General features: G+C 45.6%; 26 protein-coding genes and 1 pseudogene. 16 read left to right on the top strand and 11 right to left on the bottom strand.

From position 1 onward, the window contains the following. Nucleotides 1–3: 3 nt before the first annotated feature. Entirely contained in the window at nucleotides 4–474 is a 471-nt protein-coding gene (locus tag RA178_RS02560) for an NfeD family protein (RefSeq protein ID WP_113940097.1), read from the bottom strand. A gap of 475 nt (nucleotides 475–949) precedes the next feature. Between RA178_RS02560 and RA178_RS02555 the strand changes: the two genes are divergently transcribed. Next, nucleotides 950–1,702, top strand: coding sequence for an outer membrane protein OmpK (locus tag RA178_RS02555; protein ID WP_263148021.1), 753 nt, complete (start codon nucleotides 950–952; stop codon nucleotides 1,700–1,702). Nucleotides 1,703–1,804: 102 nt separating this feature from the next. Here RA178_RS02555 and udp read toward each other — a convergent pair whose 3' ends face one another. Beyond that, nucleotides 1,805–2,563 carry a uridine phosphorylase gene (gene udp, locus RA178_RS02550; protein ID WP_105251257.1) on the bottom strand — a complete coding sequence of 253 codons (759 nt, stop codon included), beginning with the start codon at nucleotides 2,561–2,563 and terminating at the stop codon, nucleotides 1,805–1,807. Nucleotides 2,564–2,976: 413 nt separating this feature from the next. Here udp and RA178_RS02545 point away from each other — a divergent pair, with 413 nt between their 5' ends. Continuing rightward, on the top strand, nucleotides 2,977–3,189 hold the full coding sequence (locus tag RA178_RS02545) for an HP1242/YdcH family protein (RefSeq protein ID WP_006083288.1): 213 nt from the start codon (nucleotides 2,977–2,979) through the stop codon (nucleotides 3,187–3,189). Nucleotides 3,190–3,254: 65 nt separating this feature from the next. On the opposite strand, the gene RA178_RS02540 is transcribed toward RA178_RS02545, so the two are convergent. Together RA178_RS02540 and RA178_RS02535 are read right to left on the bottom strand one after the other, a co-directional pair. Next, nucleotides 3,255–4,430, bottom strand: coding sequence for a type III PLP-dependent enzyme (locus RA178_RS02540; protein WP_105251256.1), 1,176 nt, complete (start codon nucleotides 4,428–4,430; stop codon nucleotides 3,255–3,257). A 377-nt stretch (nucleotides 4,431–4,807) separates the two neighbouring features. Continuing rightward, nucleotides 4,808–5,287 (bottom strand): hypothetical protein, encoded by a 480-nt coding sequence (locus RA178_RS02535; protein ID WP_105251255.1) that lies wholly within the window; start codon nucleotides 5,285–5,287, stop codon nucleotides 4,808–4,810. A gap of 169 nt (nucleotides 5,288–5,456) precedes the next feature. On the opposite strand from RA178_RS02535, the gene RA178_RS02530 reads away from it, so the two are divergent. The 3 genes from RA178_RS02530 (at nucleotide 5,457) to RA178_RS02520 (ending at nucleotide 8,958) form a co-directional block, all read left to right on the top strand. Continuing rightward, nucleotides 5,457–6,293 carry a mechanosensitive ion channel family protein gene (locus tag RA178_RS02530; protein ID WP_306684379.1) on the top strand — a complete coding sequence of 279 codons (837 nt, stop codon included), beginning with the start codon at nucleotides 5,457–5,459 and terminating at the stop codon, nucleotides 6,291–6,293. Nucleotides 6,294–6,411: 118 nt separating this feature from the next. Next, the gene (locus RA178_RS02525) at nucleotides 6,412–7,950 is read left to right on the top strand and encodes a tetratricopeptide repeat protein (protein WP_306684377.1); all 1,539 of its coding nucleotides are present in this window, start codon (nucleotides 6,412–6,414) and stop codon (nucleotides 7,948–7,950) included. A 231-nt stretch (nucleotides 7,951–8,181) separates the two neighbouring features. Beyond that, nucleotides 8,182–8,958: a substrate-binding periplasmic protein gene (locus tag RA178_RS02520; RefSeq protein ID WP_173247210.1), complete on the top strand. Its 777-nt coding sequence runs from the start codon at nucleotides 8,182–8,184 to the stop codon at nucleotides 8,956–8,958. 33 nt (nucleotides 8,959–8,991) lie between these two features. Here the strand turns inward: RA178_RS02520 and RA178_RS02515 are convergent, their stop codons facing one another. Beyond that, nucleotides 8,992–9,831, bottom strand: a complete 840-nt coding sequence (locus RA178_RS02515; protein WP_131523460.1) for a LysR family transcriptional regulator — start codon at nucleotides 9,829–9,831, stop codon at nucleotides 8,992–8,994. Between the two features lie 192 nt (nucleotides 9,832–10,023). Between RA178_RS02515 and RA178_RS02510 the strand changes: the two genes are divergently transcribed. Then, nucleotides 10,024–10,755, top strand: coding sequence for an SDR family oxidoreductase (locus tag RA178_RS02510; RefSeq protein ID WP_306684375.1), 732 nt, complete (start codon nucleotides 10,024–10,026; stop codon nucleotides 10,753–10,755). A gap of 279 nt (nucleotides 10,756–11,034) precedes the next feature. Next, nucleotides 11,035–12,195, top strand: a complete 1,161-nt coding sequence (locus tag RA178_RS02505) for a putative sulfate/molybdate transporter (protein WP_306684373.1) — start codon at nucleotides 11,035–11,037, stop codon at nucleotides 12,193–12,195. A 104-nt stretch (nucleotides 12,196–12,299) separates the two neighbouring features. Here the strand turns inward: RA178_RS02505 and RA178_RS02500 are convergent, their stop codons facing one another. The 3 genes from RA178_RS02500 to RA178_RS02490 are packed head-to-tail and all read right to left on the bottom strand — an operon-like array spanning nucleotide 12,300 to nucleotide 15,063. After that, a complete protein-coding gene (locus tag RA178_RS02500; protein ID WP_168825717.1) occupies nucleotides 12,300–13,292 on the bottom strand; it encodes a polysaccharide deacetylase family protein in 993 nt (330 codons plus the stop codon). Beyond that, on the bottom strand, nucleotides 13,289–13,927 hold the full coding sequence (locus RA178_RS02495) for an ester cyclase (RefSeq protein WP_168825719.1): 639 nt from the start codon (nucleotides 13,925–13,927) through the stop codon (nucleotides 13,289–13,291). Before RA178_RS02495 ends, RA178_RS02500 begins: the two co-directional genes overlap by 4 nt. Continuing rightward, on the bottom strand, nucleotides 13,927–15,063 hold the full coding sequence (locus tag RA178_RS02490; protein ID WP_306684371.1) for an alkene reductase: 1,137 nt from the start codon (nucleotides 15,061–15,063) through the stop codon (nucleotides 13,927–13,929). The genes RA178_RS02495 and RA178_RS02490 overlap by 1 nt, the downstream gene beginning before the upstream one ends. 111 nt (nucleotides 15,064–15,174) lie before the next feature. On the opposite strand from RA178_RS02490, the gene RA178_RS02485 reads away from it, so the two are divergent. Then, the gene (locus tag RA178_RS02485; protein WP_071938732.1) at nucleotides 15,175–16,086 is read left to right on the top strand and encodes a LysR family transcriptional regulator; all 912 of its coding nucleotides are present in this window, start codon (nucleotides 15,175–15,177) and stop codon (nucleotides 16,084–16,086) included. A 7-nt stretch (nucleotides 16,087–16,093) separates the two neighbouring features. Here the strand turns inward: RA178_RS02485 and RA178_RS02480 are convergent, their stop codons facing one another. Beyond that, complete coding sequence (locus tag RA178_RS02480) at nucleotides 16,094–17,905, bottom strand: sensor histidine kinase (protein ID WP_306684369.1); 1,812 nt, start codon at nucleotides 17,903–17,905, stop codon at nucleotides 16,094–16,096. A gap of 212 nt (nucleotides 17,906–18,117) precedes the next feature. On the opposite strand from RA178_RS02480, the gene RA178_RS02475 reads away from it, so the two are divergent. The 8 genes from RA178_RS02475 (at nucleotide 18,118) to RA178_RS02440 (ending at nucleotide 24,022) form a co-directional block, all read left to right on the top strand. Beyond that, nucleotides 18,118–18,720, top strand: coding sequence for a response regulator transcription factor (locus tag RA178_RS02475; protein ID WP_306684367.1), 603 nt, complete (start codon nucleotides 18,118–18,120; stop codon nucleotides 18,718–18,720). 416 nt (nucleotides 18,721–19,136) lie between these two features. Further along, entirely contained in the window at nucleotides 19,137–19,412 is a 276-nt protein-coding gene (locus RA178_RS02470) for a hypothetical protein (RefSeq protein ID WP_173247249.1), read from the top strand. Between the two features lie 15 nt (nucleotides 19,413–19,427). After that, nucleotides 19,428–19,979: a dihydrofolate reductase family protein gene (locus tag RA178_RS02465; RefSeq protein WP_306684365.1), complete on the top strand. Its 552-nt coding sequence runs from the start codon at nucleotides 19,428–19,430 to the stop codon at nucleotides 19,977–19,979. 165 nt (nucleotides 19,980–20,144) lie between these two features. Continuing rightward, nucleotides 20,145–20,720 (top strand): type II secretion system protein, encoded by a 576-nt coding sequence (locus tag RA178_RS02460; RefSeq protein ID WP_306684363.1) that lies wholly within the window; start codon nucleotides 20,145–20,147, stop codon nucleotides 20,718–20,720. Between the two features lie 144 nt (nucleotides 20,721–20,864). After that, nucleotides 20,865–21,389: an ATP-dependent protease subunit HslV gene (gene hslV / locus RA178_RS02455; RefSeq protein ID WP_006083300.1), complete on the top strand. Its 525-nt coding sequence runs from the start codon at nucleotides 20,865–20,867 to the stop codon at nucleotides 21,387–21,389. 19 nt (nucleotides 21,390–21,408) lie between these two features. Then, nucleotides 21,409–22,737 carry an ATP-dependent protease ATPase subunit HslU gene (gene hslU / locus RA178_RS02450; RefSeq protein ID WP_105251238.1) on the top strand — a complete coding sequence of 443 codons (1,329 nt, stop codon included), beginning with the start codon at nucleotides 21,409–21,411 and terminating at the stop codon, nucleotides 22,735–22,737. A 194-nt stretch (nucleotides 22,738–22,931) separates the two neighbouring features. Further along, complete coding sequence (locus RA178_RS02445; RefSeq protein WP_063883307.1) at nucleotides 22,932–23,318, top strand: gamma-butyrobetaine hydroxylase family protein; 387 nt, start codon at nucleotides 22,932–22,934, stop codon at nucleotides 23,316–23,318. A 119-nt stretch (nucleotides 23,319–23,437) separates the two neighbouring features. Next, complete coding sequence (locus tag RA178_RS02440) at nucleotides 23,438–24,022, top strand: DMP19 family protein (protein ID WP_306684360.1); 585 nt, start codon at nucleotides 23,438–23,440, stop codon at nucleotides 24,020–24,022. A 34-nt stretch (nucleotides 24,023–24,056) separates the two neighbouring features. Here the strand turns inward: RA178_RS02440 and RA178_RS02435 are convergent, their stop codons facing one another. Further along, entirely contained in the window at nucleotides 24,057–24,533 is a 477-nt protein-coding gene (locus RA178_RS02435) for a hypothetical protein (RefSeq protein ID WP_131523477.1), read from the bottom strand. 291 nt (nucleotides 24,534–24,824) lie between these two features. Further along, a pseudogene (locus tag RA178_RS02430) lies at nucleotides 24,825–25,319 on the bottom strand (transposase); the annotation flags it as partial. Between the last annotated feature and the right edge of the window lie 136 nt (nucleotides 25,320–25,455).

Below are 25,455 nucleotides of genomic sequence, written 5' to 3'. Positions count from 1 at the left end.
CCTTTAGTTTTTGGAAGCTTCTATTGAAATAGGCTCAACGACTAGAGCGATATTTTCACGACAAATAATTCTGACTTCGGTACCCGCCTCGATAATGCTGCCATCGCCAAGCGCTGGCCATTCACTACCTTGAAACTCCACCCGCCCAGGTGTTTGCCCAGGACCTATGGTCTGCTTTACGCGAACAATTTGATTGTATAGTTCGATTGCTTCATCCGTGTTATCCACATGGGAATCACCACCAACGAGCCTCTGAGTGACTTGTCTGAAAGCCAATAACAACACAATGGCAGAGATAAACCACAGGGTCATGCTCTGCACGACACCTTCGACCAGTCCTATGCCTAACGCACCTGCCACGACTAAACAAGCCGCACCCAGCAACACTATTATGCCACCTGGAACCACTATTTCGGCGAGCATTAACACTAAACCAATCACTGCCCACACTAAAATCGGATTTGAAAACTCCATATTTCCCCCTGAAATGAGAGTGTCCTTTACTGCACTATAACAGCAGAGTTTCGGATAATCGACATAATATGTCAAAATTTACCCTATCAAAACGCACACTCAATCACCTATGACTTAATCCTCATTCTCCCATATCCGCCCACGAAAGCCGTTAGGTTGTTTTAAAATTAAGCATAATCAATTCAAAAAGATAGCAAGCCCCAAATCCACAAGCGGCGCAATAACAATAAAAAACATTAAAAATCAATTATCTAAAAATAAAATCCTTCACTAATGATTATGTGATTTTGACAACAACATTCGATAAAAACTTTGAATAAATGTAAATTTTTGCATATATTGCCCCCACTTTTGAGCAAGTCCTTTGACGTACACTCGCGCTAGGTTTGAACTTACCCATCAAACCATGCCATAGGTCAGAGAGCGGATTGAGTAAGACACGAATTAACTTCGACCTATACAACAGGAAATAACAATGAAAAAAACATGCCTATGCCTAGCACTAATGCTTTCTCCTCAAGCATTTGCGGGTGACTTAGTACAGTGGTGGGATTTCAGTGCAACAGCCCTCTATGGCGAAGACTACGATTTAGCGCCATCAGATAAACAAGCCACTATTACCTTAGAAACGGCTGGCGGCTGGAAATACGGTGATTGGTTTGCCTTCCAAGATTTTATCTATTTCAAAGGTAACGATACAGGCATGGAAAGCACTACCTATGGTGAAATTTCGCCACGTTTTAGTGCCAGTAAAATTCTTGGCGAAAAAATAGCCTTTGGCCCAGTAACAGACTTGTCTCTAGCGTTAACCTATGAAGAAGGTGAAGGCCCAGTCCACAGCCTACTTTACGGTTTAGGGGTTGACGTAGCAGTACCATACTTCACTTATCTTAACTTTAATACCTATCGCCGCGATGGTATGAGCACTGGTAACAATAGTGACGGCTGGCAGTTCACTCCTGTATTTCGTATCGATATCCCTGTTGGATCTGCCAACATAGTACTCGATGGCTTTATCGACTGGGTATTTGCCACCGACGATAACGGCTACGAGGAAAACTTCCATTTCAACCCACAGCTAAAATACGATCTCGGTAAGAGCCTGTTCGGTGATCATCAAGCCAATAAATTATTGGTGGGTATCGAATACGATCTGTGGACCAATAAATACGGTGTAAAAGGCGTCGATCAAGACACTTACTCTGTGATTGCTCAATACCATTTCTAATCGGTATCGGCATAGTTTTAAAGCAACAAAAAAGGTGCCATTGGCACCTTTTCTATTCTGAGCACTCACTTTGCAGGGGAGTGTTGCTTAGCTTACTAAAAATTAAGCTAACAATTTTTTCGCTGCTGCAACCACGATAGAAACCGCACTCACTTCAGTTTTCTTCATTGTGGCTTCATTAGGAATTTCTTGTTGGGTGCGGTTTACAATCACACCAGCAACGCAGGCTGCACGCCAACCTTGAGTGGCACACATAGTGAACAAAGTGGAAGACTCCATCTCATAGTTCAGTACGCCCATATCTTGCCATTCTTTCATTGAACCCGCGAAACGACGCGTTACACGGCCTGTGACAGTGTCATAACGCTCTTGGCCTGGGTAGAAAGTATCAGAAGAAGCTGTTACGCCAATATGTGGCTCAACGCCAGCATCACGACACGCCGCAACCATAGCAGTGGTACATTCAAAGTTTGCAACCGCTGGATATTCCATAGGTGCAAAATGTAAGCTTGCGCCATCTAAACGCACAGAAGCTTGAGTCACAATCACATCACCCACATTAACATGAGGTTGGATTGCGCCTGTAGTCCCTACACGCAGGAAGGTATTCACACCTAATTGTGCAAGTTCTTCTACTGCGATAGAAGTCGATGGACCACCGATACCGGTTGAACACACTACTACTGGCTTGCCATCGGCATACGCTAAATAACTTGTATACTCGCGGTGGCTAGCAAGAAACGTCGCATTGTCCATTAGTTCGGCAATACGTTTTACACGCTCTGGATCACCAGGAACGATTGCTAAGGTTGCACCATCGAGCATCGCTTTGGTCAAACCTAAATGAAATACATCAGCCATTGTGAAAACCCCTTTCATTTTTGATAATTAAATTCTTATAAAATCGACTTTAACCTAGTATCGAAGCGGTGAAGGTTAACTTGATCACAGAATTATCGGCAAGAAGTAATTGTTTAGTCGTAATGAAATTACCAACTACACCAGCATCTGCTCACAAGATAGCAAATTTGCCCATATTTCGAATGTCAGTCTGATTTATACCAAACAAAGTGTGAACCAGATCCAGAACTCATGCCAGAGGCTGTGGCAACAAATACCTAAGATACTGATTTAAAATAGATTAAAATAAATCATCCATTAGTATTAATCTAAGTGACCGCTAAAAGTGATCTAAGTCACGTTTAACGACTTGGTATAAGGTTAGGGTTAAGGCGTAACCTGAAGTGTAGTAAATGACGACAAGGAGAATGCCGATGTTTCCAGAGTACAGAGAATTAATTTCCACCCTGAAAACCCAAGATGCTCATTTTCAACGTAAGTTTAATGAGCATAATCAGTTAGACGAGGAAATCAAACAACTGGAAAAACGTGTCGCCAGTGATTTCAACCCCACTGTGAAAGAACTCAAAAGCAGAAAGTTACACTTAAAAGAGGAAATTTATCAGATCCTCAAATCCCACGAGTAATCCCGCTATTACTCTAAAGACAAATAAGGGCGCCTAAGCGCCCTTATTAATGTCACCACAATCGCTTACAGATAGTAATCCTTCAGCGGTGGGAAACCGTTAAAGCATACTGCTGAATACGTCGTCGTATAAGCCCCTGCGGTTAACCAATACATACGGTCGCCAATGGCTAAGTCATTTGGTAAGCCATAGCTATAGTGCTCATACATGATATCTGCACTGTCACAGGTTGGGCCGGCAATCACGCATTTATCCAGCTCGCCTTGACGCTCAGTATAAATCGGGAACTTAATCGCCTCGTCCATCGTTTCAATCAAGCCAGAGAATTTACCCACATCGGTAAACACCCAACGCTCTAACGCTGTGTAAGATTTTTTGCTGATCAGTACCACTTCAGACACTAAAATCCCCGCGTTAGAGATCAACGAACGACCTGGTTCCAAAATAATTTGTGGTAAATCATCACCAAAATCTTCCTTCAAGAAGTGGGTGATTTGCTCGGCATACACACCCAATTGATTGGTTTTATCAATATAGTTAGCAGGGAAACCGCCACCCATGTTGATCATCTTCAAGGTGATATTGTGCTCATCACGCAAACGGTCAAAAATACTTTTCACTTTACCAATAGCGGAATCCCAAGCACCTATGTCACGTTGCTGAGAACCCACATGGAAAGAAATACCAAAAGGCTCTAAGCCTAATTCCTGTGCCAATACTAATAGCTCATAGGCCATTTCGTTTTGGCAGCCGAATTTACGGGATAACGGCCAATCAGCGGTATCTGTACCTTCGGTCAGAATGCGCACATAAATACGTGAACCCGGTGCTTCTTCAGCGATCATTCGCAAATCAGCTTCTGAGTCAGATGCATACATACGCACGCCACGCTCATAAAATGCACGCACATCTTGGCGCTTTTTAATGGTATTACCATAGCTGACTCGATCGGTTGTCACACCGACATTCATGACCATATCTAGCTCATAAATCGAGGCAATATCAAAGTTTGACCCTTTATCTTTTAGTAAAGATAAGATCTCGGCCGCGGGGTTTGCCTTAACTGCATAATAAACGTTGGCGTAAGGAAAACTATTAACCATGTCATCGTATTGTTTCGCTATGATACTGGTATCGATCACGACGAACGGGGTTGCTTTGTCTTTGGCAAACGCTTCAATACGCTTGAATGTGTCCATATCATAATAGTCAGCAACATCAATAGATTGAAATTGGCTCATTGGGCCAGAGTCTCCTTTGGGTCAGATAGATAACAGTAAGTGTGATGTATTAAAAACGTGCGCAGTAAACGATATTTTTTCGCTTTACGCAACGAATTTTTATGCTGAATTAATAACTTTTTATTCCACAACTCTTTAAGGAACTGAACCATCAAAAAAAGGCGCTATAAAACAAATAATTATGCACACAAACCCTAAGGTAAATTTGTGCTCATTATCAGAATAAAAAGTGAATTTTTTACGACGTTATCGGAAGGGAGATGGATAGACTGGCTGGGGCCAAAATATCCATCTAAAAACAGTTATCTTGAAGTAACAATCACACAGCGAAAAGAAGACTAATGGATGCCTTAAAATACGTCCGTTAAATCGAGTCGTTACTGCGGCTGATTGAGTTTTGCGAGAGCTTGGTTCAAGGCTTCACTGGAATCAAAATAGGCAATGTCCAAAATGTTACGCTGCTTGAGCAATATCATAGTGGCCATATCTTTGTTATCAGGTAATAAACGACTGATCTCACCATCCCTATCTAACCCAATCGCAAAAGGTAAATCTTGCATCTGTGGCACAGCCACAAATTTAGCGATCAAAGAAGGCATACCACTGATATCGGCAACATAAACTAAACCCGTTGGCATTTGAGTCGCGCTCAAGGGCGTAAGTGCATCCTTAATCACATCACCGCCTTTCATGCTGCGACTAAAGAGCAGCACTTGAGTCTCATCAGTCACATTAATGGTTTTATCATTTTGGTCGAGAAGTGAAATGGGATTAATCGCATCTCCGGCAACATAACTCGCAGCATACGCCCAGATTGGGGTTAACAGACAAGACAAACATAACAACAGCGTTTTCATAAACACTCGACTCCATTATTGGATAGGCGAACAGCATACCTGACTCCCCCTATCGACTCATTAAACCAACCACGATTACATGATACGCTTCACACATGAAGGGCGAAAAGTATTTGGTGAAATTTCTACGCTATAATCGCACAGTTAATTTTATTACAAGGATATCATAATGATAACACCTGGACTCGATCAAGAATTGCAACAACTACAAGGCGTTTATCAACTCATCACCGAATTTTTAGTCACCTACAGCTTTCAACTCGTAGGTGCTTTGCTGATCTTTTTGTTAGGTTTATGGGTAGCCAGTAAAGTATCACGCTTAGTCGCTAAGCAATTCGACAAACACAATATCGATATCACCCTAAGCAATTTTGTCAGCAATCTTATCCGCATTCTGATCATAGTCATGGTCGGGATTATCGCCCTCGGCAAAATCGGCATCAGTATTACCCCTATGGTTGCGGCAATTGGTGCCGCCTCACTCGGTGCAGGTTTAGCCTTACAAGGTATGCTAGCGAACTATGCCGCAGGCGTGACTATTATCGTCACCCGCCCTTTTGTGGTAGGCAATACTATTGAAATTAAAGGGGAAAGCGGCGTTGTTAAACGTATCCACTTAGGCATGACCATACTGACCAATGAGGAAGGTGAGCAAATCAGCATTCCTAATAAGCATATCGTCGGCGAAATTCTGCACAACTCCTTCAGCAATAAGCTAGTCGAAACCCAGTTCAATCTCAGTTACAACACAGATCCCGAACGAGCCATTAGTGTGATTACTGAGTTATTGAGCAATAATCCCTATATTTATCAAGAGACCACACCTAATATCGGCATCAATGGTTTTAATGCTAATGGAATTGAAATAGGGGTTCGTTACTGGGTGCCCACACAAAGCTATTTTCAGCATAAATATAAGGTGAACCTCGCTCTTTATAACGCCCTTAAGCAGGCAGGAATCGAGATTGCCTGCCCCATTAGAGAGATCCATCTGCAAGATAAATAACGCTAATGCCCATGGGATTGATCGGCTTAGTCGATCAGCCTAGCCCAAATTGTAAACTTGCATTCTTGTAAAAATTTACGTTTACTATACTCCCAAATATCGATAGTGATGGACTACTATGTTGTTGATACTCATAATTATTGCTTTTATTGTACTGTTTATTTTTTTCGCTAAATATCAAAAAAAACAAGTGCAAGCTAAAGCACTTGCCGCAGGTGATCCTACTGCGCTACTCAATCATGGTTTAACACTGATTAATCAAGGTGAAGTCAACTCTGGCCTAGATTATATTCAGCAGGCAGTCGATAAAGGCTTAGCCGTTGCCGCCATTGCTATGGCCGAACTTTATTCCGGTCGATTCCCACAAGTTCCCGCCGATCCCAAGGCATCTAACGATTGGTATAAAAAAGCTGCCGAAATAGAGCCTCAATATTTACCCATGCTCACCCTACCTAATTTGCTCTCTTCTGAGTCGCAAACACTCGATGAGTTAATCGCACAGGTAGAACAGCTCAAACCTAATGCCGAAGCGGGGCAAGCCGAGTTTCAATATGAGCTTGCTTACTTGTATCTAAGCCAGCCCTTTCTCGATCCCGATGCTAGCCAAGCAATTTACTGGTTCGAAAAAGCCGCCGCACAAGAAAACCAAAGAGCCTATTACCATTTAGCCACACTCTACTGGCATGATGAGCGCGTCACTTCGGACTATATCAAAGCACGTGAATACTTTGAGAAATCCGCAGCCGCTGATTATGAATTAGCAAAAGATGATCTAGGGCATATGCTTGCTGCAGGCCAAGGTGGACCTAAAGATTTAGCGCGTGCAGAGGCATTACTTAGCGAGCGCGCCGCAGACGATGATTTCCGCCAGTATTATCTTGGTAAACGTTTCCTCTACGGTGAAGATTTTGCTGTCGACTATGACAAGGCGCGCCATTGGTTAAGCCAATCTGTCGCTAGAGGTAATGACTTCGCTAAGATTGAATTTGCTCATCTTTTACTGAAAGCGCCACAAAATGAAAGTGATTACCAACAGGCTAAAATTGACTTTGAAGAATTCGCACTTAAGTGGAATGAAGACGCACTGCTAGGCTTAGGCAAGATTTATGAGCAAGGTTTAGGCGTGAGTCGCCAACCGATTAAAGCGTTAATGTATTACCAGCTCGCGGCCATGAGCAATAGAACCGATCATCTAAAAGAATTAGCCAGATTCAGTCAGCAACTAGGTACCTTAGAGATAAGAGAGGCTGAGCGTCTACGTGACAGTTTCTTGCATCAGCATCCAATCCCCGCTGAGCAACAACAATATTTTTATATCTATAAGGCTGCATCATTTTTAAGTGGTGAAAAAACCACTCAAGAGGCTCTACAAGCGGCAGAAGCTTGGTACGTCAAATCGGCAGAGCTAGGTCATGAAATTGCTATGCGGGAACTGGTCAATATTTACGGCGCAGAACAATTAAATAAACCTATACAAATGTTTATTTGGTCTAGTTTATTGCTACGTCATTTTGGTAAATACGGGATGAATAGCGCTCAACGACTCCATCAAAACACCGCAAAATCATGTTTAACCGAATCCGAACTTGCCTACGCCGAAACTCAAATTGAGGCCATTGAAACCCAATTAACGCCCTATCTTGAGTCGGATAGGTAAGTTTCCTAGCAGCGAATGAGTCCCAGAAAAGGTTTGGTCAGATTTAACAGACCAAACCGTTTAGTTACAAAATTGAGTGAATTTATAATTACTTAAAAAGCACAGTGGATGTATAAGCACTACAATCAATTATTGACCAAACCTGCGCAGCTAAACGACTCAAAAATAAAAAATAGTCAGGTTAACTGCCCAGCCCTAAATTAAAACTGACCATTTTAATAGGCAAGATGTATGAGGCTGATACTGATCATTGTCATTTCATGCTTATTTCTGCCCCAAGCAAGGGCAGAAACCTCTGCTGTTGTCTGGCAAGCACACTGCCGCGATAGGCATCCTGTTATTTATGTCGAAAATGGTGAGTGCAAAGGCCCAGGTGCAGCTGTCATCAATGAAGTCATCGCCCGCCTAGGTCACAAGATAAATTGGAGTAATGTGCCTTGGGCACGCACAATTAAAGTGGCAGAAATGGGACAAGTCGACCTAATCCCTGTCCATTCGATGACACCAGAGCGCAACGATTTTCTAGACCCTATGCTACTGGGATACGACAAGCGCTACGTCTATTACTTTGCCCTTGCGAATAGACAACTTGAAGTCAAACATTTCGATGAACTAAAACCTCATATCATTGGCGCACTTAGAGGCGCTTTTTACTGTCCGCAGTTTAATGACAATCAAAACCAACTAAAAGTGTCTTTTGTTAATGATAACGGTCAGTTAATCAATATGTTGAAGGCTGAGCGTATCGATTTAGCCATCACCTCCGAACAGCATGAAATGCAATTTTTTGCCAAAGATCCCCAACTCAAACAGATGGCATACGTAGATATCAGCAAAAATGGCCGCTATTTTAGTATTCCGCTCATGTCGCCGCAGCATCAATATGCCAAGCAAGTTCACCAGATAGTCGACGACATGCGTACCTCAGGTGAAATTACTCAACTATTTAAATCCTACGGCGTCGAGCCTCCACTTAATCTCACTGAATCGCCCTTAGCGACTCACTAATCTGAATGCTGATAACCCAAAACTAACTTGGAATTAATTCGGTCGAGCGGCTAAATGCCGTAACAAGGTCGCCAATGTTGGCGCAACTGCCTGATGGGAGGGATAACACAAACCAATACGACGGAACATTCTCGGACCATCAAATTTCACTTGCTTGAGCCTAGGCTCATCTTCAATCAAACCATCGGGTAAAAAACTCACGCCAAATCCGGCTAACACTAGCGACATCACTAGAGATTTTGACTCAGCCTTAGCGACCAAATTAAGCGACATATTGCTGCACGCCAATAAACCTATCGTTTGCTGATGGGCTTCACAGGGTGGGCACTCAATAAAGTCAAAGCCATTGAGCTGCTCGGGGCGTAGGCTATCTACTTGGGCGAGGGTATGATCCTTGGGGACGCAGAGCACATAATCTTCTTCCCATAGCGGGAAAAACACTTCATCTTCATGGCGTAAACTGTCGATAGTTAAACGACAATCTGCGGGGCTTTGGTAATCCACCAGCTCCAGATCTAGCTTATCAATGGCTTGATTCACCTGTTGTAAAAATCCTGCCAAACGCCGCTGGCTTAAGTCTGGCATCACAGCCAAACGTAGCTTTTGCCGACTTGCCTTCGCCATAAACAAGCCTGGTAACTTACTCGCCTCCTCGACTAATTTAACCGCCAAAGGGTATAGATAGTGCGCGCTGTCCAAAGGTTTAACGCCTTTTTTGCTGCGCTCAAATAACTGACCACCAAGCTCTTCTTCGAGTTGCTTTAACCCAGCAGACAGTGAAGGCTGGCTCACAAAGCAACGGTTAGCCGCCGAGGTAATATTGTTCTCTTCAAAAATTGCGATAAAGAAACGCAGCAAACGCAAATCGACCATTTAATCTTCTCCGACAACCGACGAGTTCAGCACAAAATTTCAACAATAGTGCCATAGGCTGAGCCTATCATATCCAGCTGGAATAAGTATTTTTCGACTGAAAATCCCCAGTCTATACTGGTTAACAAGTTCAAGACGCCGAACAACAGTTTGTTTACGGCTTACATTGGCTCCAATTAATAGGAAATACTAATGAATCAAGTTACTAAATCACTGGTTGTCATCACGGGCGCTTCATCGGGTATTGGCGCCGCTATGGCCAAAAGCTTTAGCGCTGCAGGCCACCCGCTGCTATTACTGGCACGCCGAGTTGAAGCAATGCAAGCGCTTGAATTACCAAACAGCCTTTCTATCAGCGTCGATGTCACCGACGGCGCAGCTATTAAAACAGCCATAGCCCAAGCAGAAGCACAATTTGGCCCGGTCGGCTGTCTTATCAATAACGCGGGAATCATGCTACTAGGCCAAATCGATGTGCAAGATCCCAAGGAATGGAGCCGCATGCTCAATATCAATGTGATGGGCGTGCTTAATGGTATTCATGCGGTATTAGCCGACATGAAAGCTCGCAAAACTGGCACTATCATTAATGTCAGCTCAGTGGCGGGGCGTAAAACCTTTCCAAACCACGCCGCTTACTGCGCTACTAAATTTGCCGTGCACGCCTTAACAGAAAACATTCGTGAAGAAGTCGCCATGGATGACGTACGCCTTATCACTATCGCCCCAGGCGCGGTAGAAACCGAGTTATTGAGCCATACCACCAGCGATGACATTAAAGCGGGTTACCATGACTGGAAAGAAGAAATGGGCGGCGTTATCGCCCCTGAAAACGTCGCCGCTGCTGCACTGTTTGCATGGCAACAACCGCAAAATGTGTGCGTACGCGAAATCGTTCTAGCACCAACGCGCCAGCAACCTTAACAAGCAACATTACACAATAAAGAATATCAACCACGGCACTGACCGCCAGTGTTGCGGTTGAATCATGACTCACAAATGAGCTTGAGTTAACAATTAACCCAATGCAGCCGCAATAGACACAGGTGCAGACAATTAGACTCAGCCATTCTTCGGCCTTGCCCCAGTTTGTCTCATTGAGTGACTCAATTCGGTAGTTTGACTCTGTTTACCCCCCAAATCATCTGATTTTTATGGCATTTATTTTGCGTAGTCATAGCGTGTTCAATTACGGCAATCAGTATGACCTCGGGCAAAATTTCCCAAACAGTATCCAATCCTTCGTTCAACCGTTTACTCGGTGAAACCAGTGGCGCTTTTGCCGACTTAGGCACTTTTTTACCTTTAGTGCTAGGGCTAATTGCCCTCAATCAATTTTCACCCCAAGGGATATTTTTGGGGTTTGGTCTATTCGCTATTCTCAGCGCGCTGTTTTACCGTCGCCCGATTCCGGTACAACCGATGAAAGTCATCGCTGCACTGGTGATCGCTCAGGGCTTAACCCCAGGCATGTTGCAGGCAAGCGCCATGTTGATGGGCATAATCCTGTTAATTCTCGCCTTTAGCGGCGCCATCACTTGGTTAGCCAAACAGTTATCCCAAGCTGTGAGTGTTGGCATTCAACTCGCCATCGGTCTGCAACTGATGTGGATGGGCACTAAGATGATGAGTGAGTTTTGGCTGATTGGCGTGGGGGCATTTGTACTGTTATTTATCAGTAAATTTTTGCCGCTGCGCTACCTTGCCATGCCCTTAGTCATAGCGGCGGGGATGATTTGGCAAGCAAGTACACAAACTAATTTAGCCACTAACTTTGATATTCAAGCAATGACAGCGCCATTTCAATTAGCGTGGCCGACATCTATTGAGTGGACCTCTGCCGCCATTTTGTTGGTTTTGCCACAACTGGCATTAACTTTAACCAATGCGGTCATTGCCACGTCTGTAATGGCACAGGAGAAATTCCCTGAAGATGCCGCCAAACTCACGCCCAAAAACTTCGCCATAAGCTCTGGTCTTGCCAACTTATTACTCGCGCCCTTTGGTGCCTCGGCAATGTGCCACGGTGCGGGCGGACTTGCGGTGCAATACCATTTTGGTGCTCGCACTTATCTGGCGCCGTTAATTTTTGGCAGTACGTGCTTAATGATAGCCCTGTGCTGGGGTAGTCATATCGCTTGGCTATTAAGCCTTATTCCTATGGCAATCCTCGGCAGTTTACTGACCACTGCGGGGCTGCAACTGGCGTGGTCGAAACGCTTAATCGATGGTAAGCCCTTCTGTATCTTTGTGATTTTATCAACCGCGGTGACTTGCCTCGCCATCAACGCCGCTGCGGGACTTGCCGTGGGGATAATTCTGGAGCAAGGTCGCCGCACTTGGGCCATGTTGGCCATGCGTTAATCACTTTCGACTCGTAGTAATAAGGGTTCCCAAAAACAAAAAGCGCGTTAAACAACGCGCTTTTTGTTAACCATTAAAACCTCTTCCAACAAAGCTACAGCAGGCTAAAATGTTCTTGCAGGATTGGTCGGTGTGTCCTTTTGCGCCAGCGCCCATTTAGCAATGGCATCTTTACGCATAAAGCCTACGTTAGTGTGACCTTTAGCGTACTGAATAAACTTATCTAAAGCGGTCACAAGTCCAGGAGCGCCACCAATACGGTCGTGCACACTGATCGACATCATCCGTCGCTGCGTCGAACCTTCTTGATAGAGCATATCGAACTCATCCTTTAGTTCCTGCAAAAAGGCCGCGGCCGTCATGGCAGTGTTGCCACCAAAACGTCCGATATCATTGTTACGTAAAGTGTAAGGCACAACCGCAAAGGGCTTATTTCCTACAGGGATAATTGAAGGCTCGTCACGCGATAGGTCATCAATGTGATAAATAAAACCTAAGTCCTGCAAAATATTGAGGGTTTGAGTGCTGTGGCGCATCCAAAAGGCATTAAAACCTAAGGGGCGCTGACCTGTGATCCTTTGTAGTGTCTCAATGCTCGCCACATAGGAGGCGCGTTCCTCTGCTGGCGACATGCTGTATTGTGGCGTCCACGTTTGTCCGTGACCCGAAATCTCATGCCCCTCATCTGCAACTTGTTTGGCAAGTTGAGGATGTAACTCGGCGGCGCGCCCAACCATGTGAGAAGTCACCTTGATATTGTGCTTACGCCACAAGCGCAGCAGCCTTGGAATGCCTTCGTTCATACCGTAATCGTACCAAGTCGGGGTGATGGTATCTGGGTAGCCCTTTTCCATCGGCGGAAACGGCCCTTCGGCATTTTTATCTTGAGCACCTGCTTCAAACTGCATTGAGATTGAAATCACTAACTGCTCACCACTTGGCCAAAATATTTTGTTCATACCATTGCCACCTGAACTTTTGGAGTCATTTTCTAAGGTATCTAATGATGGTAAACCAATAGCAAGCGCCGTTTGGCTTAGGCCGAACCCAGCAGCGATGGCGCCACCTGCCATTAAAAATCGTCGACGTTGATTCATGATTGAGTCCCTGCAGCTAATTGAGAAAATAGCGTTTGATAATCTTCGAGGTGCCAGTTATCTGTGATGAAACCATCCCGTACTCGATACATGTCAACAGCACGAAAATCGATTTTCTGCCCTTGGCCTTTTTGCTCACCAAAGACACCAGTGAAGCGGCCATAAAAACGCAGACGTACCACTGCACGATCGCCAACGACTAGCAAATGCTCAACTGAAACAGAGAGATCGGGGACCGCTGCCCTAAATGTCTTTGAGGCTTCGAGTGGACCCGTGATTCCCTGTGCGCGGCCAGCGGGCAGAGTACGGTCGATAAACCCAGTCGCCAATGCGCCGTGGGCAAAACTTGCATCGCCCGTGTGCCAAAAACTGGCATATAACAAAGCGGCGCGGGCGATAGCTTGTGCCTGCGGTGATTCATCAGAAATCGTTTCCATTGCCGCCACTTTTGGCACTAACGCCGCTCGCACTTTAGCACTATCCTGTGTTGTTGCCCCTTGAGCGGCTAACGCATCCATGCTCAGACTTACTAAGCTAAAACCCACAATAGCAATACCTATAAAGCCTGAAAACCATAGACTTAAGCTGAGCCAAGCGGGTAAGCGCTGAGCATACAAAGTGTTAACCCGATCCATTATGCCACCTCATCGTCAGCGGATCGGATGACGGCTCTCAATGCTTCGTTGTGTGTAGGATAATCGGTATAACCCGCCGCACAACCGCCAAACAAGGGCCCTTTATCGAATGCAGATAAAGGCAATTGATGCATTAAACGGTAAGGCAAATCAGGATTCGCAATAAAAGGTCGACCGAAGGCAACTAAGTCAGCATAACCGTTATCAATCACTTCATTGGCACGCGCCACATCATAGCGACCCGCAACAATAATGCTGCCCTTAAAGACTCTGCGCAGCTCGACTCTAAAGGACTCTGGCACCTGTGGCGCATCATCCCAATCCGCCTCTGAAAGATGTAAATATGCCACGCCCAATGCCGATAAATGCTTAGCCGCTAACAGAATAGTGTCTACAATTTCAGGACATGCCATATCTTTAAACGTCACGTAAGGGGCGAGGCGAACCCCGACTTTATTGGCACCAATTTTCGCACTCACGGCTTGGACAATTTCGAGTAAAAAACGAATGCGATTTTCCTGAGAACCGCCGTAGGCATCAGTTCTGTGGTTTGAATTGGTGCGTAAAAACTGGTCAATCAGATAACCATTGCCGCCGTGAATTTCGATGCCATCAAAACCCGCCGCAACCGCATTCACTCCCGCCTGTGCAAAATCGGCCACAACGCGGTCGATATCCGCTTGCACCATAGCCTTAGGTTCTGGGCAATCCACCATTTGCCCTTCAGGATGCGCTTCATCCACAATCCATACTTTAGTGCCAACGGGCGCAATAGCTGATGGCGCAATCGGGGCATTACCCTGCTGAAAAATCGGGTGCGATACACGGCCAACATGCCAAATTTGATTGAAGATTTTACCACCAGCCTGATGCACTGCCGCTGTGACTTTTTTCCAGCCCTCAATTTGCTCAGCGGTATACACGCCCGGCGTAAATGAATAACCTTGGCTGTCATCGGAGATTTGTGTCGCTTCTGTGATGATTAACCCCGCCGAGGCGCGCTGGGCATAATATTGCGCCATCAGATCATTAGGAATATTGCCTGGCTGCGTAGTACGCGCCCGAGTCATAGGGGCCATCACAATGCGATTGTTTAATGCCAGTGACGCTAATTTGTAAGACATGAATAGACTCATACACACTCCGAACCAGAAATTAAGATGAAACATCAGTGGTGCAATTGTGCATTAGTTAATCTATATTGATAATCAGGCTATTATTAAAATCATTTTCAAAAATAATTTGATATGTATCATTTAAACGATCTGCAATTAGCGCTGCGTATCGCAGCCTTAGAGAGTCTCTCGGCAGCCAGTAAAGAAATAGGCATGACGCCGGCAGCGGCAAGTGCCGCGCTGCAAAGATTAGAGAAAAAGCTAGGATGTCAGCTATTTGCTCGCTCGACGCGGCGCTTACAGCTCACAGAAGAAGGGCGGATCTTTCTCGATTCTGCGAAACCCGCACTGGCGATTCTCGAAACCGCCAGCGCCAATTTAGCCGAACACAGGGGTGAGCTTAAGGGCGAAGTACGCCTCGCGTTACCTTCGGATATTGGTCGCAGCCAGATCCGTGCTTGGCTCGATGAATTGATGGACAGCGCCCCAGAACTGACAGTGCAGCTGTATTTTGGCGATCATATGACAGACTTAATCGACCAAAATATCCATTTGGCTTTGCGCTATGGTCAACTTGACGACTCAAACCTTAAAAGGCGTCAGCTCGCCATGACCCCAAGGGTACTGGTCGCCTCACCCGCTTATCTGGCACAACACGGCACACCAAGCACGCTAAATGAACTTAGCCAACACGCAGTACTGATCTTAAATCGCGGCGGTGAGCCATGGCAAAAATGGAAGTTAAGTCATAACGGCGCACCCGTTGAAATCGAAGTCAGGGGCCAACGTTTCTGTAACGATGGCGCAGTGATCCGCGACTGGGCACTATCTGGTCGTGGGATTGCCTATAAGAGCTGGCTCGATGTGGCGCAAGATGTAACCGAAGGCAGACTCCACTTAGTGCTAGCCGATAAAATAGCCCCACCGATCCCACTGCAATTGGTATACCTACAAACCGATTATCCCAGCCATAAGATCCGTCGCACCATAGAGTTTTTAGTAGAAAAGCTCAGCCAGTTCTCCCAAAACTATCCACTGCCCTAATGGTAATTTATTCCTTGGGAAGCACGACTGTCACCACACAGCCCTGTTGCCAAGGGAGTAACGCTTGCGTGGATTGCTGACAGTTTTCGATTTGAATGCTGCCGTGATGACGGGTGACCACATCCTTACAGATGGCTAAGCCAAGCCCTAATCCCGCATCTTTGGTTGAGGCAAAAGATGCCATCAACTCACTCGCCTGCCCCTGTAGCCCTTCGCCATTATCAATAACTAACACTTTGATTTCATTTGGATGATAATAGATATCGATCCATAATTGGCGCACACGATTATCGCCGCAGGTTTCTAACGCATCTAAGCTATTTTTTACTAAATTGACCCACATTTGGCTTAAACCAACGCTATCGCCCATCAGTTCAAAGGGCTCACCCTGCACTCGCACATTCACTTGTACATTCGCGCGGTCTAGCTCGCGCCGCAACAGAGCTAAAGCTTCTTTCACCACTGGCACTATATCTAAAGGTTCGGTCTTGGCCTGACGCCGCTTGAGTAAACCGCGAATACGATGCACAACCGCTCCAGCGCGAATCGACTGCGCATTAATTTTACCGAGTACATCATAGAGTTCAGGATTATCTTGCCCAAGCCTTTCCAGTTGCAACATGGCGCCTTCGCTGTATTGGGTAATGGCGGCTATGGGTTGATTGAGTTCATGGGCAAGTCCTGCACCTATTTCCCCAAGAATCGCCGCACTTTGCAGTCGCTCAAGCTGCAGTGCCTTGTCCTTTAATTGGCGCTCAGTGCTAACTAAAAACTCACTTTTCTGGCGAAACTTATATTCAAGCCACAGGTGATAAATGGTGGAAATAATGAAAATTAACAACAGTGCACCACCCCATTCTTTATTTTTTGCCATCCATTTGTATACGGTTTGATAAAGTGGTGGTGATGCTCCCTGTAGTTGTAATTCTTTAAATAACTCAATCACTTTTAACTGGCTCACGGGCGCAGTCCAGCCCAAAGTATCGGCGGTAATTGCTGCAATATGATCGGCGGGTAAATCGAATAAGGCGCGGGTAATCGCCATCGTTAGCTTAGGAGAAACCGTATCCGCCGCAGCGAATGACCAGTTTGGGTATAACTGAGTGCTCACCTCGCAATCATATCCTGCAGGCGTTGCAGGATGGATAACCCGATAATCGACCTGATTAACAAGACCCGTTGCGATCATTTCCTCTAAGGTACAAAAAGGCGCTATTGCGGCGTCGGCACTGCCATCTCTGACTTGATAGATAAGCGGTTCTAACGGGAACCCGAGGAAGCGCACTTGCCCAAAAAATTGTTCGGGTAAAAAACCCATTTTATGCAGTAACCCCATTGCCGCTTGATACCCCCCCAAGGCCTGCGGATCACTGGCGACCACATTGCGCCCGCGCAAATCCTGCAAGGTACGGATAGTGCTGTCGGCGCGAACAATAATGGTCGCGCCTATGGTAAAAGTGCTACCTTGATGCTTACGGCTCTTCATTGTCGCAAGCCAAGACAGCGGGAAGTTGTTACTTAGATGCAGATATTGCCCAGGGTTAGTGACGATAAACTGCAAATCATGCTCAAGTAACTGACTGCGCATGCCATTAAAATCCACAGGCACAACTTCAAAATGACTATTAGGCACTTGCTCGCTGAGGTAATCCATCATAGGTTGCCAACGCTGCTTAGCCTGTAACACGCCATGGTTTGCCAGCACTCCGACTCTAAAATGGTTCACTTCTGTCGCTTCGTTGGCATAGGACGGATTAAGCCCAATGATACTCAACAAGCATCCCATCAATATCGCTTTACACCAAGAGTCAATCGTCATCGTCTCTATTACCCACTCTTATATGCCATTGTCATGGAACGACTTTAGCTCGCAGATAAAAATCAAGCTGTGAAATGTCGCCAAACTCTGATTTATGCCCAGAGGGAATTGGCTAATTTAGTGATGTATCTCCCAAGACCTAGGCTTAAAATTGAGCCCACTCTGCACCCAGCTTAAGCTGATAGCATGCTTACCGCCCCACAAGGAACACCATGTCGATAAAATTGCCACTCTATCTAGTCGATGACGATGAAGCGATTCTGGATTCACTGGGCTTTATGCTCGGACAATTTGGCTATCAAGTGCAAACCTTCAACAGCGGCCGCGACTTCCTTGAGCACTGTGCATTATCACAGGCGGGCTGCGTGATTTTAGATAGTCGAATGCCAGAAATCACCGGCCAAGAAGTGCAGCAAAAATTACTGGAAACCCACAGCCCGCTAGGCGTGATATTTCTCACTGGCCATGGTGATTTACCTATGGCGTTAAGCGCCTTTCGTAAGGGGGCCTGCGATTTTTTTCAAAAACCCGTATCGGGTAAGGCATTAGTACAAGCGATTGAAAAGGCACAGCGTGAAAGCCAAACGGCCTTCGAGCAGCAAAGTCTGCAGCATAAGTTTGACCAACTGACCGAGCGCGAACAGCAAGTGTTAGCCCATGTGATCCAAGGCATGACTAACAAGCAAATATCGGAGGCGATGTTTTTATCCCTGCGCACGATTGAAGTACACCGCGCAAAAATCATGAAAAAACTCGAAGTGAACAATATGGCAGAGCTAGTGCAACACTTAGGCAATCTACATTCTGTCTTATAAGTCAATCACCCGTGGTCACTAAACAATCGTTAAGCCTTCTCGCCACGCATAAGGATTTAACCGTTAAACCCTTTTTACCCCGCCCATTCAAGATACCGTAACTACACAGTTTTCATCCTACCTGCGACAAGCTGTCGCAGTTTGCGCATTTGGCTTTGTGAAATATCGTATCAGCCCGCACAATCACACCATAGGTTCCTTCCTTTGTGCCCCGCAGGCGCTCAAGAAATCCACTGCTTTTTGAACCTCCACCCGAGGGTAACTATACCCTCGGGGATTTTTTTGCTTCCATCCGCGAATGCCTTCCTCCAAAATAACAACTAAAGTAGAAATAGAACGATCCAGTTCAAGTTCCGTCTGCAAAGCAGTTATATACTTTCCAACCGCCTCAAATAATATGAATCATGGAAGAGCGAATGTTCAAACCTTTAATATTACTCAGCTTTAGCACCTTAGTCTTAACCTGTATGAGTGGCTGCGTTGGGCCACTTAATTCAAAATGTGATACAAATTCCCCCTACAGCAAACAAGAATGCAATGCAGCCGATGCCGCTGTTTATGTTGCAGCAGCCATATTGGAAGGCCCAGATAAAGGTCAAACGTGTAACGATATGTCGGGCAAAGCAAAACAAGACTGCCTCGCTCAACAACAAGCACTGAAAGAATCATTAGAGAAACACGCTCGAAAATAGCATTAAGGAAGATGAATGAAAGCCTCCGTTTTTATTGCCGCGACCCTCGACGGTTATATCGCAACGCCCGATGGGGATATCGACTTTTTAAATCAGCACCCCAGTACTAATCCTGATGAAGACTTTGGTTATCATGCCTTTATCGACACTATTGATGCGATTGTAATGGGACGAAAAAGCTTTGAAAAAGTCCTCTCCTTCGATTGTGATTGGCCCTATATGAATATCCCAGTGTTTGTATTAAGTCGCAGCGGTGTAACAGTACCGGCGGCGTTAAGTGAGCACGTGCAAGTGCTTAATGGCGATGCGGTAAATATCAGCAAACAACTCAGAGAGCGTGGCTTCAAACATCTCTATATCGATGGCGGCCAAACAATCCAAGGCTTTTTAGCGGCGGGGCTAATTCAGGAACTCACGCTCACTCGTATCCCCACTTTACTGGGTAAAGGTATTCCCCTCTTTGGCGACTTAGCTCAAGCGATTCAATTAATGCCAATTCACACGCAGCAGTACGACAATGGCTACGTACAAACCCGCTATCGTGTTATAGACAAAATGGCTTTATAAGCCGTTTACATTCGGCTGATTGCATTGAAGGGTGAAGTGATGGCTTACCATCTTGCTGCATAACCATGTAACAGCAATGTTAAACAACTAAATATTATCAATAGCTTACTGATTGCAAATCAAAGTTCCGTTAGAATATTGTCCTCTAACAAATAGGTGAGCAATATGAGTCGTTTGCAGTCATCGAAGGGTTTTACATTAATTGAGCTGGTTGTGGTCATTATCATCCTTGGGATCTTGGCCGTCGTCGCAGCACCACGGTTTTTAAACCTAGGCCAAGATGCCCACGATGCCAGAGCCCAAACCGCATTTGCGACCTTTACCTCTGGTGTTAAGCTTTATCACAGTTGCTGGCTTGCGGGCGGTCACTCTGGTTATACCCAAGATCTCGCCTGTTATGGTGACGGAAAACTCGACTCGACCACCACAGGATTTCCACTGGGAATAGAGACTGCAACCGCTGATGCCGGTGCTAAATTGCAGGGCGATTATTGTGGTCAGTTATGGCAAGGTCTTTTGGCTAATAATGAATTTGTCATTGCCGATCAATACTCTTGGCGCACAGTTCCCAATGTCGACATTGTTTACTGGTATGGTGCCGTCGACATTACCGATCCCAATGCTTACTGCATTTTCAACTATGTCTCTGACGATCGCAGCTTCGGCAGTGAAAACTGGGATCTTAAATACTATCCCTTCGATGGCCGCACTATTGTAGGTCGATCCACCCTTTCCCAATAAGCGCTTATTTTTATTGCTAAAGGAGCGCGAAAGATCGCAAACTCCTTTGGCATTTGCCGCGATTACTTGAATTATTGTCATCCATCCCCATATATATCCCATCATCCACCGCAACTTTTGCTGCGGGCCAGAAGAGGATTCATTGTGACCACTATCGTATCAGTACGCCGTAATAATCAAGTTGTCATCGCCGGCGATGGCCAAGTCTCCCTAGGCAATACCGTCATGAAAGGTAACGCCAAAAAAGTGCGTCGCTTATATCACAACAAGGTACTGGCAGGTTTTGCAGGCGGCACCGCCGATGCTTTCACCCTATTCGAGCGTTTCGAAGCCAAACTCGAAATGCACCAAGGCCATTTATTGCGCTCGGCCGTTGAGCTCGCCAAAGATTGGCGTACCGACCGTATGCTGCGTAAACTCGAAGCCCTGTTAGTCGTGGCCGATGCGGAAACCTCGCTGATCATCACAGGTAATGGTGATGTCGTTCAGCCAGAACACGACTTAGTCGCCATTGGTTCGGGCGGCAACTATGCCCAAGCGGCGGCCCTTGCGCTATTGCAAAACACTGAACTGTCAGCCTTAGAAATCGCCGAAAAATCCCTGACTATTGCTGCGGATATCTGCGTATTCACCAATCAATTCAAAACGATTGAAGAACTCAATTACTAAACAGCCCGTGAGGAATATTATGTCTGAAATGACCCCCCGTGAGATTGTCCACGAGCTGGATGCACACATTATTGGCCAACAAAAGGCCAAACGTTCTGTTGCTGTCGCCCTGCGTAACCGCTGGCGCCGGATGCAACTTGACGCGGATTTCCGTCAAGAAGTCACCCCAAAAAATATTCTGATGATTGGCCCAACGGGCGTTGGTAAAACTGAAATTGCCCGCCGTTTAGCCAAACTGGCGAACGCGCCTTTTATCAAGGTCGAAGCGACTAAATACACAGAAGTGGGTTATGTCGGTAAGGAAGTCGAGCAAATCATCCGCGACTTGACCGATATCGCCATCAAGCTGACCCGTGAACAGCAAATGGGCAAATGTCGCCAACGCGCCGAAGAAAATGCCGAAGAGCGCATTCTCGATGCCCTGTTGCCTAAGCCGAAAAACGACTGGGAAAGCACTGAAACCGATTCCAACTCAAATACCCGTCAAGTCTTCCGCAAAAAGCTACGCGAAGGCCAATTAGACGATAAAGAAATCGATATCGATGTAGCCCAACCGCAAATTGGTGTTGAAATCATGTCGCCTCCAGGCATGGAAGAAATGACCAACCAGCTGCAAAGTCTGTTTAAAAACATGGGCCAAGCACCAGCAAAACGTCGCAAGATGAAGATCAAAGAAGCCTTTAAGCTATTGATCGAAGAAGAAGCGGCAAAACTGGTCAATCAAGAAGATTTAAAAGAACAAGCCATTGAAATGGTTGAGCAACACGGCATAGTGTTCCTCGACGAAATCGACAAAATCTGTAAGCGCGGCGAAACCTCAGGCCCAGACGTTTCTCGTGAAGGCGTACAACGTGACTTACTGCCGCTGATCGAAGGCTGCACAGTCACCACAAAACACGGCATGGTAAAAACCGACCACATACTGTTTATCGCCTCTGGCGCATTCCAGATGTCTAAACCGTCGGATTTAATTCCTGAATTACAGGGTCGTTTACCGATCCGTGTCGAGCTAGATGCGCTATCAGCCAATGATTTTAAACGCATTCTAACCGAGCCACACGCCTCGCTCACCGAGCAATATATCGCGCTGATGGGCACAGAAGGCGTGAAAGTTGAATTCAGCGAATCGGGTATCGACAGCATTGCGAAAGCCGCATGGCAAGTGAACGAGCGCACCGAAAACATCGGCGCCCGTCGTTTACACACAGTGATGGAAAGGCTGATGGAAGATATCTCCTACGAGGCATCGGAAAAATCGGGCTCCGCCTTTGTTATCGACGCCGACTATGTCAGCGCCCACTTAGACAACTTAGTCCAAGACGAAGATCTCAGCCGCTTTATCCTCTAGTACTAAACCGTTCACCGCCAAGCTCAAACGACTTGGCGGTAAACGACTCAAATGCAAAAGTGTGACTTAAACGAAAAAGCCTGACCAAGGCTCTCGCTTACCCTTTGTATCCTTGGCCGCGAGTGGTTACATTAGTCAGGTGTTATTTTAATGAGTCGTTATCCTATCCTTAGCATTTTCTTGGTAGCCAACCTATGACCACAGCAACGCCCAATGTCACCGATCTTAAACTGAAACGTAAATCGCGCATTCTAGAAATCAGTTTCGATAATGGTGAGCAATATCAGCTCAGCTGCGAGATGCTCAGAGTCTACTCGCCCTCGGCCGAAGTGCATGGTCACGGTAATCCAAAGCTGGTCACCCACAAGAAAAACGTCAACATCAGTGCCATAGAACCCGTCGGCAACTACGCAGTAAAAATTGTCTTCGATGACGGCCACGACACAGGCCTATTCTCGTGGAAAGTACTCTACGATCTCGCCACCCACCAAGTGGATCTATGGGAAAAATACCTCGCCCGCCTACGCGCCGAAAAAGCCTCACGCGAACCGCTGATCGCGATGAATATAAAGTACAACTAGTACGTTAGGTGCATAGACGCTTAATTGTGCGATGTAAACTCTAGAAACAGAGAATTTAACAATGGGTAGCTTGTGAAGCTGTGAGTTCTCTTACTGACTTGAGTATCAAAGGAAAGACCATGTCGGAAAAAATCCCCTGCCAAGAATGTAACACCTTAATCCTTCCGAGTACCGCCGAAAAAAATGAGGGTTTATGCATGCCCTGCAAAAATGGCATACGTGCAAACCTCGAGCGTGCGAAGGAATACTACCAACAAGAGCGTGAACTCGATAAAACCTGTCCCTTTCGAGCCTTTTGGCGAGATCTTGTTGTAAAGGTACATAACAAAGATCAAGGTTTTTATACGCTTAGACCAGAGGAACAAAACTACTATGCGGTGAACTGCTTATCTGGCGAGGTCTATAATGGTGGATTTATTCAGTATTTCGACAACTCTTCAGGTGAGCATTACGCCTTCGCTGAGCGTGGACTTATCCAAATGGGAGCAAGCCACTCGTTAAACTTATTGCACCAAGCAAAACAGGCCGTGTTTGGCGAAAAGCCAGTACCAATAGACAGAGATCGTCGTTTAGCCGCAACCGATAACCAAGACCTGTACAGCGTACTCGATAAGCTCGATGACGAGTTTTATAAAGATCTAGATGATCTCGATGCCAAGCTTAAAAGCTACGCCCTTGATTACGGACTGGTAAATAACACTTAACTGGCGATTGTCGGTAATCACTTAAAGATAAAGGCTATCCTTGGCAGAAATAAGCATAATTGAGCCTATCTTGCTGACCCCATACCGCAGTCCAGCCATTCACATCACTCATGTAAGCGAAATAAATGGATTGCGTTTTAAGACAAACATCTTGAAATGGCGCTTTATTCTGATTAATAAAATGCGCCGACCTAACCAACACATCGGTACAAACGTCTTCATCCTCCACTAACCAAATAAAATCATCACGCCATTCATCCAACGCTATCGCCGCCTCTGGGGAATAGAGTCTCAACTTATCTTGCGCGAGTTCCATTTGCTCGGGAGTCACAGAACATGAAACCGCCAACTTATCGAATACACCTGAACCGCCAGCCCAAAAAGACAAATCAAATTCCAACCTATCCTCTAGCGGCGTAAAACCCAATAAATTTTCGATAATCATTAAACTTTTAGCTAAATCGGCATCTGGCCTTTGGTAACGCTTTTCAATCCCATCATATTCCCGCATACAAACTAAGCTCCTGCTGCGTTAAGTGACGCATTAAAATTGAGTAACATACTATAAAATAATAACTTTTTGATCAATATACCCAACGATTAAGACTATTACGCCAGTGACTCGCCAACTTTGATTTTAAAATGAGTTATCCCTAAGCGCTCGATGGCGCCATTTGCAGCATAAGGAAGCGCGAACACCGCGATCACATGGTCAAGGATAATGGAATGAAAATTATCAGGCCTACCATTTTAAATCAGCAACTTCATCAAGTAAGGCCTGTGATTTAAACCGTCCCTGCTAAAAGCGGCCTGTACAGTTATCTTCTTGATTTGCTTGTCTTGCTATTGATTCATTCAAACATCGTGCTCTTTTGAAAACTTAGGCATGATATATCGCATAATCGCCTGCGGTAAATTGCGATTGAATGCTTTAATCGGTTGACCTCATACGCCTCAACTAGCTCTCCTTAAACAGATTTTTGCGTTAACTCATCGCCTTTAAACAACTTATGTCACTGCTCAAGTACTTCGCGGTCAGTCCAACGATTGGCACTGTCGATATCGGCTGGCAACACCACATGCAGATAATTCGACATCACCGCAAAGGCTGCAACATCGATAGCAAAAATGGCTTCAAGTTCAAACAGTAGTGACTCAACCCAACTACGGCGATGGTCATAATTTTTCCCAGAATAGGCATCATCGCCACATAAAAAAGCACGCCGCACAACGCGGCTATAGCAATGGTAATAGGGAATGTCTTCAAGGCTTATTAAGTTCTGAGAGGACGCGGCATATAAACCTCCTTGTTTAATGCTTAATCAAAACATAGTCGGAGGTTAACTACCACACCATTTAAGCTGGGTGCCTTGAAAACAGCTTCTTTGTAGGCAACCTGAAAGTGCATTATATTGTTGCTCTAAAATGGATGG

It is taken from the genome of Shewanella oncorhynchi (assembly GCF_030848765.1).
Classification (GTDB): domain Bacteria; phylum Pseudomonadota; class Gammaproteobacteria; order Enterobacterales; family Shewanellaceae; genus Shewanella; species Shewanella oncorhynchi.
This window is presented reverse-complemented; position numbering and strand designations above follow the sequence as displayed.

Coding starts and splice junctions, on each gene's coding strand:
- RA178_RS02560 (WP_113940097.1), bottom strand. CDS start 474: ATGGAGTTTTCAAATCCGATTTTAGTGTGGGCAGTGATTGGTTTAGTG.
- RA178_RS02555 (WP_263148021.1), top strand. CDS start 950: ATGAAAAAAACATGCCTATGCCTAGCACTAATGCTTTCTCCTCAAGCA.
- udp (WP_105251257.1), bottom strand. CDS start 2,563: ATGGCTGATGTATTTCATTTAGGTTTGACCAAAGCGATGCTCGATGGT.
- RA178_RS02545 (WP_006083288.1), top strand. CDS start 2,977: ATGTTTCCAGAGTACAGAGAATTAATTTCCACCCTGAAAACCCAAGAT.
- RA178_RS02540 (WP_105251256.1), bottom strand. CDS start 4,430: ATGAGCCAATTTCAATCTATTGATGTTGCTGACTATTATGATATGGAC.
- RA178_RS02535 (WP_105251255.1), bottom strand. CDS start 5,287: ATGAAAACGCTGTTGTTATGTTTGTCTTGTCTGTTAACCCCAATCTGG.
- RA178_RS02530 (WP_306684379.1), top strand. CDS start 5,457: ATGATAACACCTGGACTCGATCAAGAATTGCAACAACTACAAGGCGTT.
- RA178_RS02525 (WP_306684377.1), top strand. CDS start 6,412: ATGTTGTTGATACTCATAATTATTGCTTTTATTGTACTGTTTATTTTT.
- RA178_RS02520 (WP_173247210.1), top strand. CDS start 8,182: ATGAGGCTGATACTGATCATTGTCATTTCATGCTTATTTCTGCCCCAA.
- RA178_RS02515 (WP_131523460.1), bottom strand. CDS start 9,831: ATGGTCGATTTGCGTTTGCTGCGTTTCTTTATCGCAATTTTTGAAGAG.
- RA178_RS02510 (WP_306684375.1), top strand. CDS start 10,024: ATGAATCAAGTTACTAAATCACTGGTTGTCATCACGGGCGCTTCATCG.
- RA178_RS02505 (WP_306684373.1), top strand. CDS start 11,035: ATGACCTCGGGCAAAATTTCCCAAACAGTATCCAATCCTTCGTTCAAC.
- RA178_RS02500 (WP_168825717.1), bottom strand. CDS start 13,292: ATGAATCAACGTCGACGATTTTTAATGGCAGGTGGCGCCATCGCTGCT.
- RA178_RS02495 (WP_168825719.1), bottom strand. CDS start 13,927: ATGGATCGGGTTAACACTTTGTATGCTCAGCGCTTACCCGCTTGGCTC.
- RA178_RS02490 (WP_306684371.1), bottom strand. CDS start 15,063: ATGAGTCTATTCATGTCTTACAAATTAGCGTCACTGGCATTAAACAAT.
- RA178_RS02485 (WP_071938732.1), top strand. CDS start 15,175: ATGTATCATTTAAACGATCTGCAATTAGCGCTGCGTATCGCAGCCTTA.
- RA178_RS02480 (WP_306684369.1), bottom strand. CDS start 17,905: ATGACGATTGACTCTTGGTGTAAAGCGATATTGATGGGATGCTTGTTG.
- RA178_RS02475 (WP_306684367.1), top strand. CDS start 18,118: ATGTCGATAAAATTGCCACTCTATCTAGTCGATGACGATGAAGCGATT.
- RA178_RS02470 (WP_173247249.1), top strand. CDS start 19,137: ATGTTCAAACCTTTAATATTACTCAGCTTTAGCACCTTAGTCTTAACC.
- RA178_RS02465 (WP_306684365.1), top strand. CDS start 19,428: ATGAAAGCCTCCGTTTTTATTGCCGCGACCCTCGACGGTTATATCGCA.
- RA178_RS02460 (WP_306684363.1), top strand. CDS start 20,145: ATGAGTCGTTTGCAGTCATCGAAGGGTTTTACATTAATTGAGCTGGTT.
- hslU (WP_105251238.1), top strand. CDS start 21,409: ATGTCTGAAATGACCCCCCGTGAGATTGTCCACGAGCTGGATGCACAC.
- RA178_RS02445 (WP_063883307.1), top strand. CDS start 22,932: ATGACCACAGCAACGCCCAATGTCACCGATCTTAAACTGAAACGTAAA.
- RA178_RS02440 (WP_306684360.1), top strand. CDS start 23,438: ATGTCGGAAAAAATCCCCTGCCAAGAATGTAACACCTTAATCCTTCCG.
- RA178_RS02435 (WP_131523477.1), bottom strand. CDS start 24,533: ATGCGGGAATATGATGGGATTGAAAAGCGTTACCAAAGGCCAGATGCC.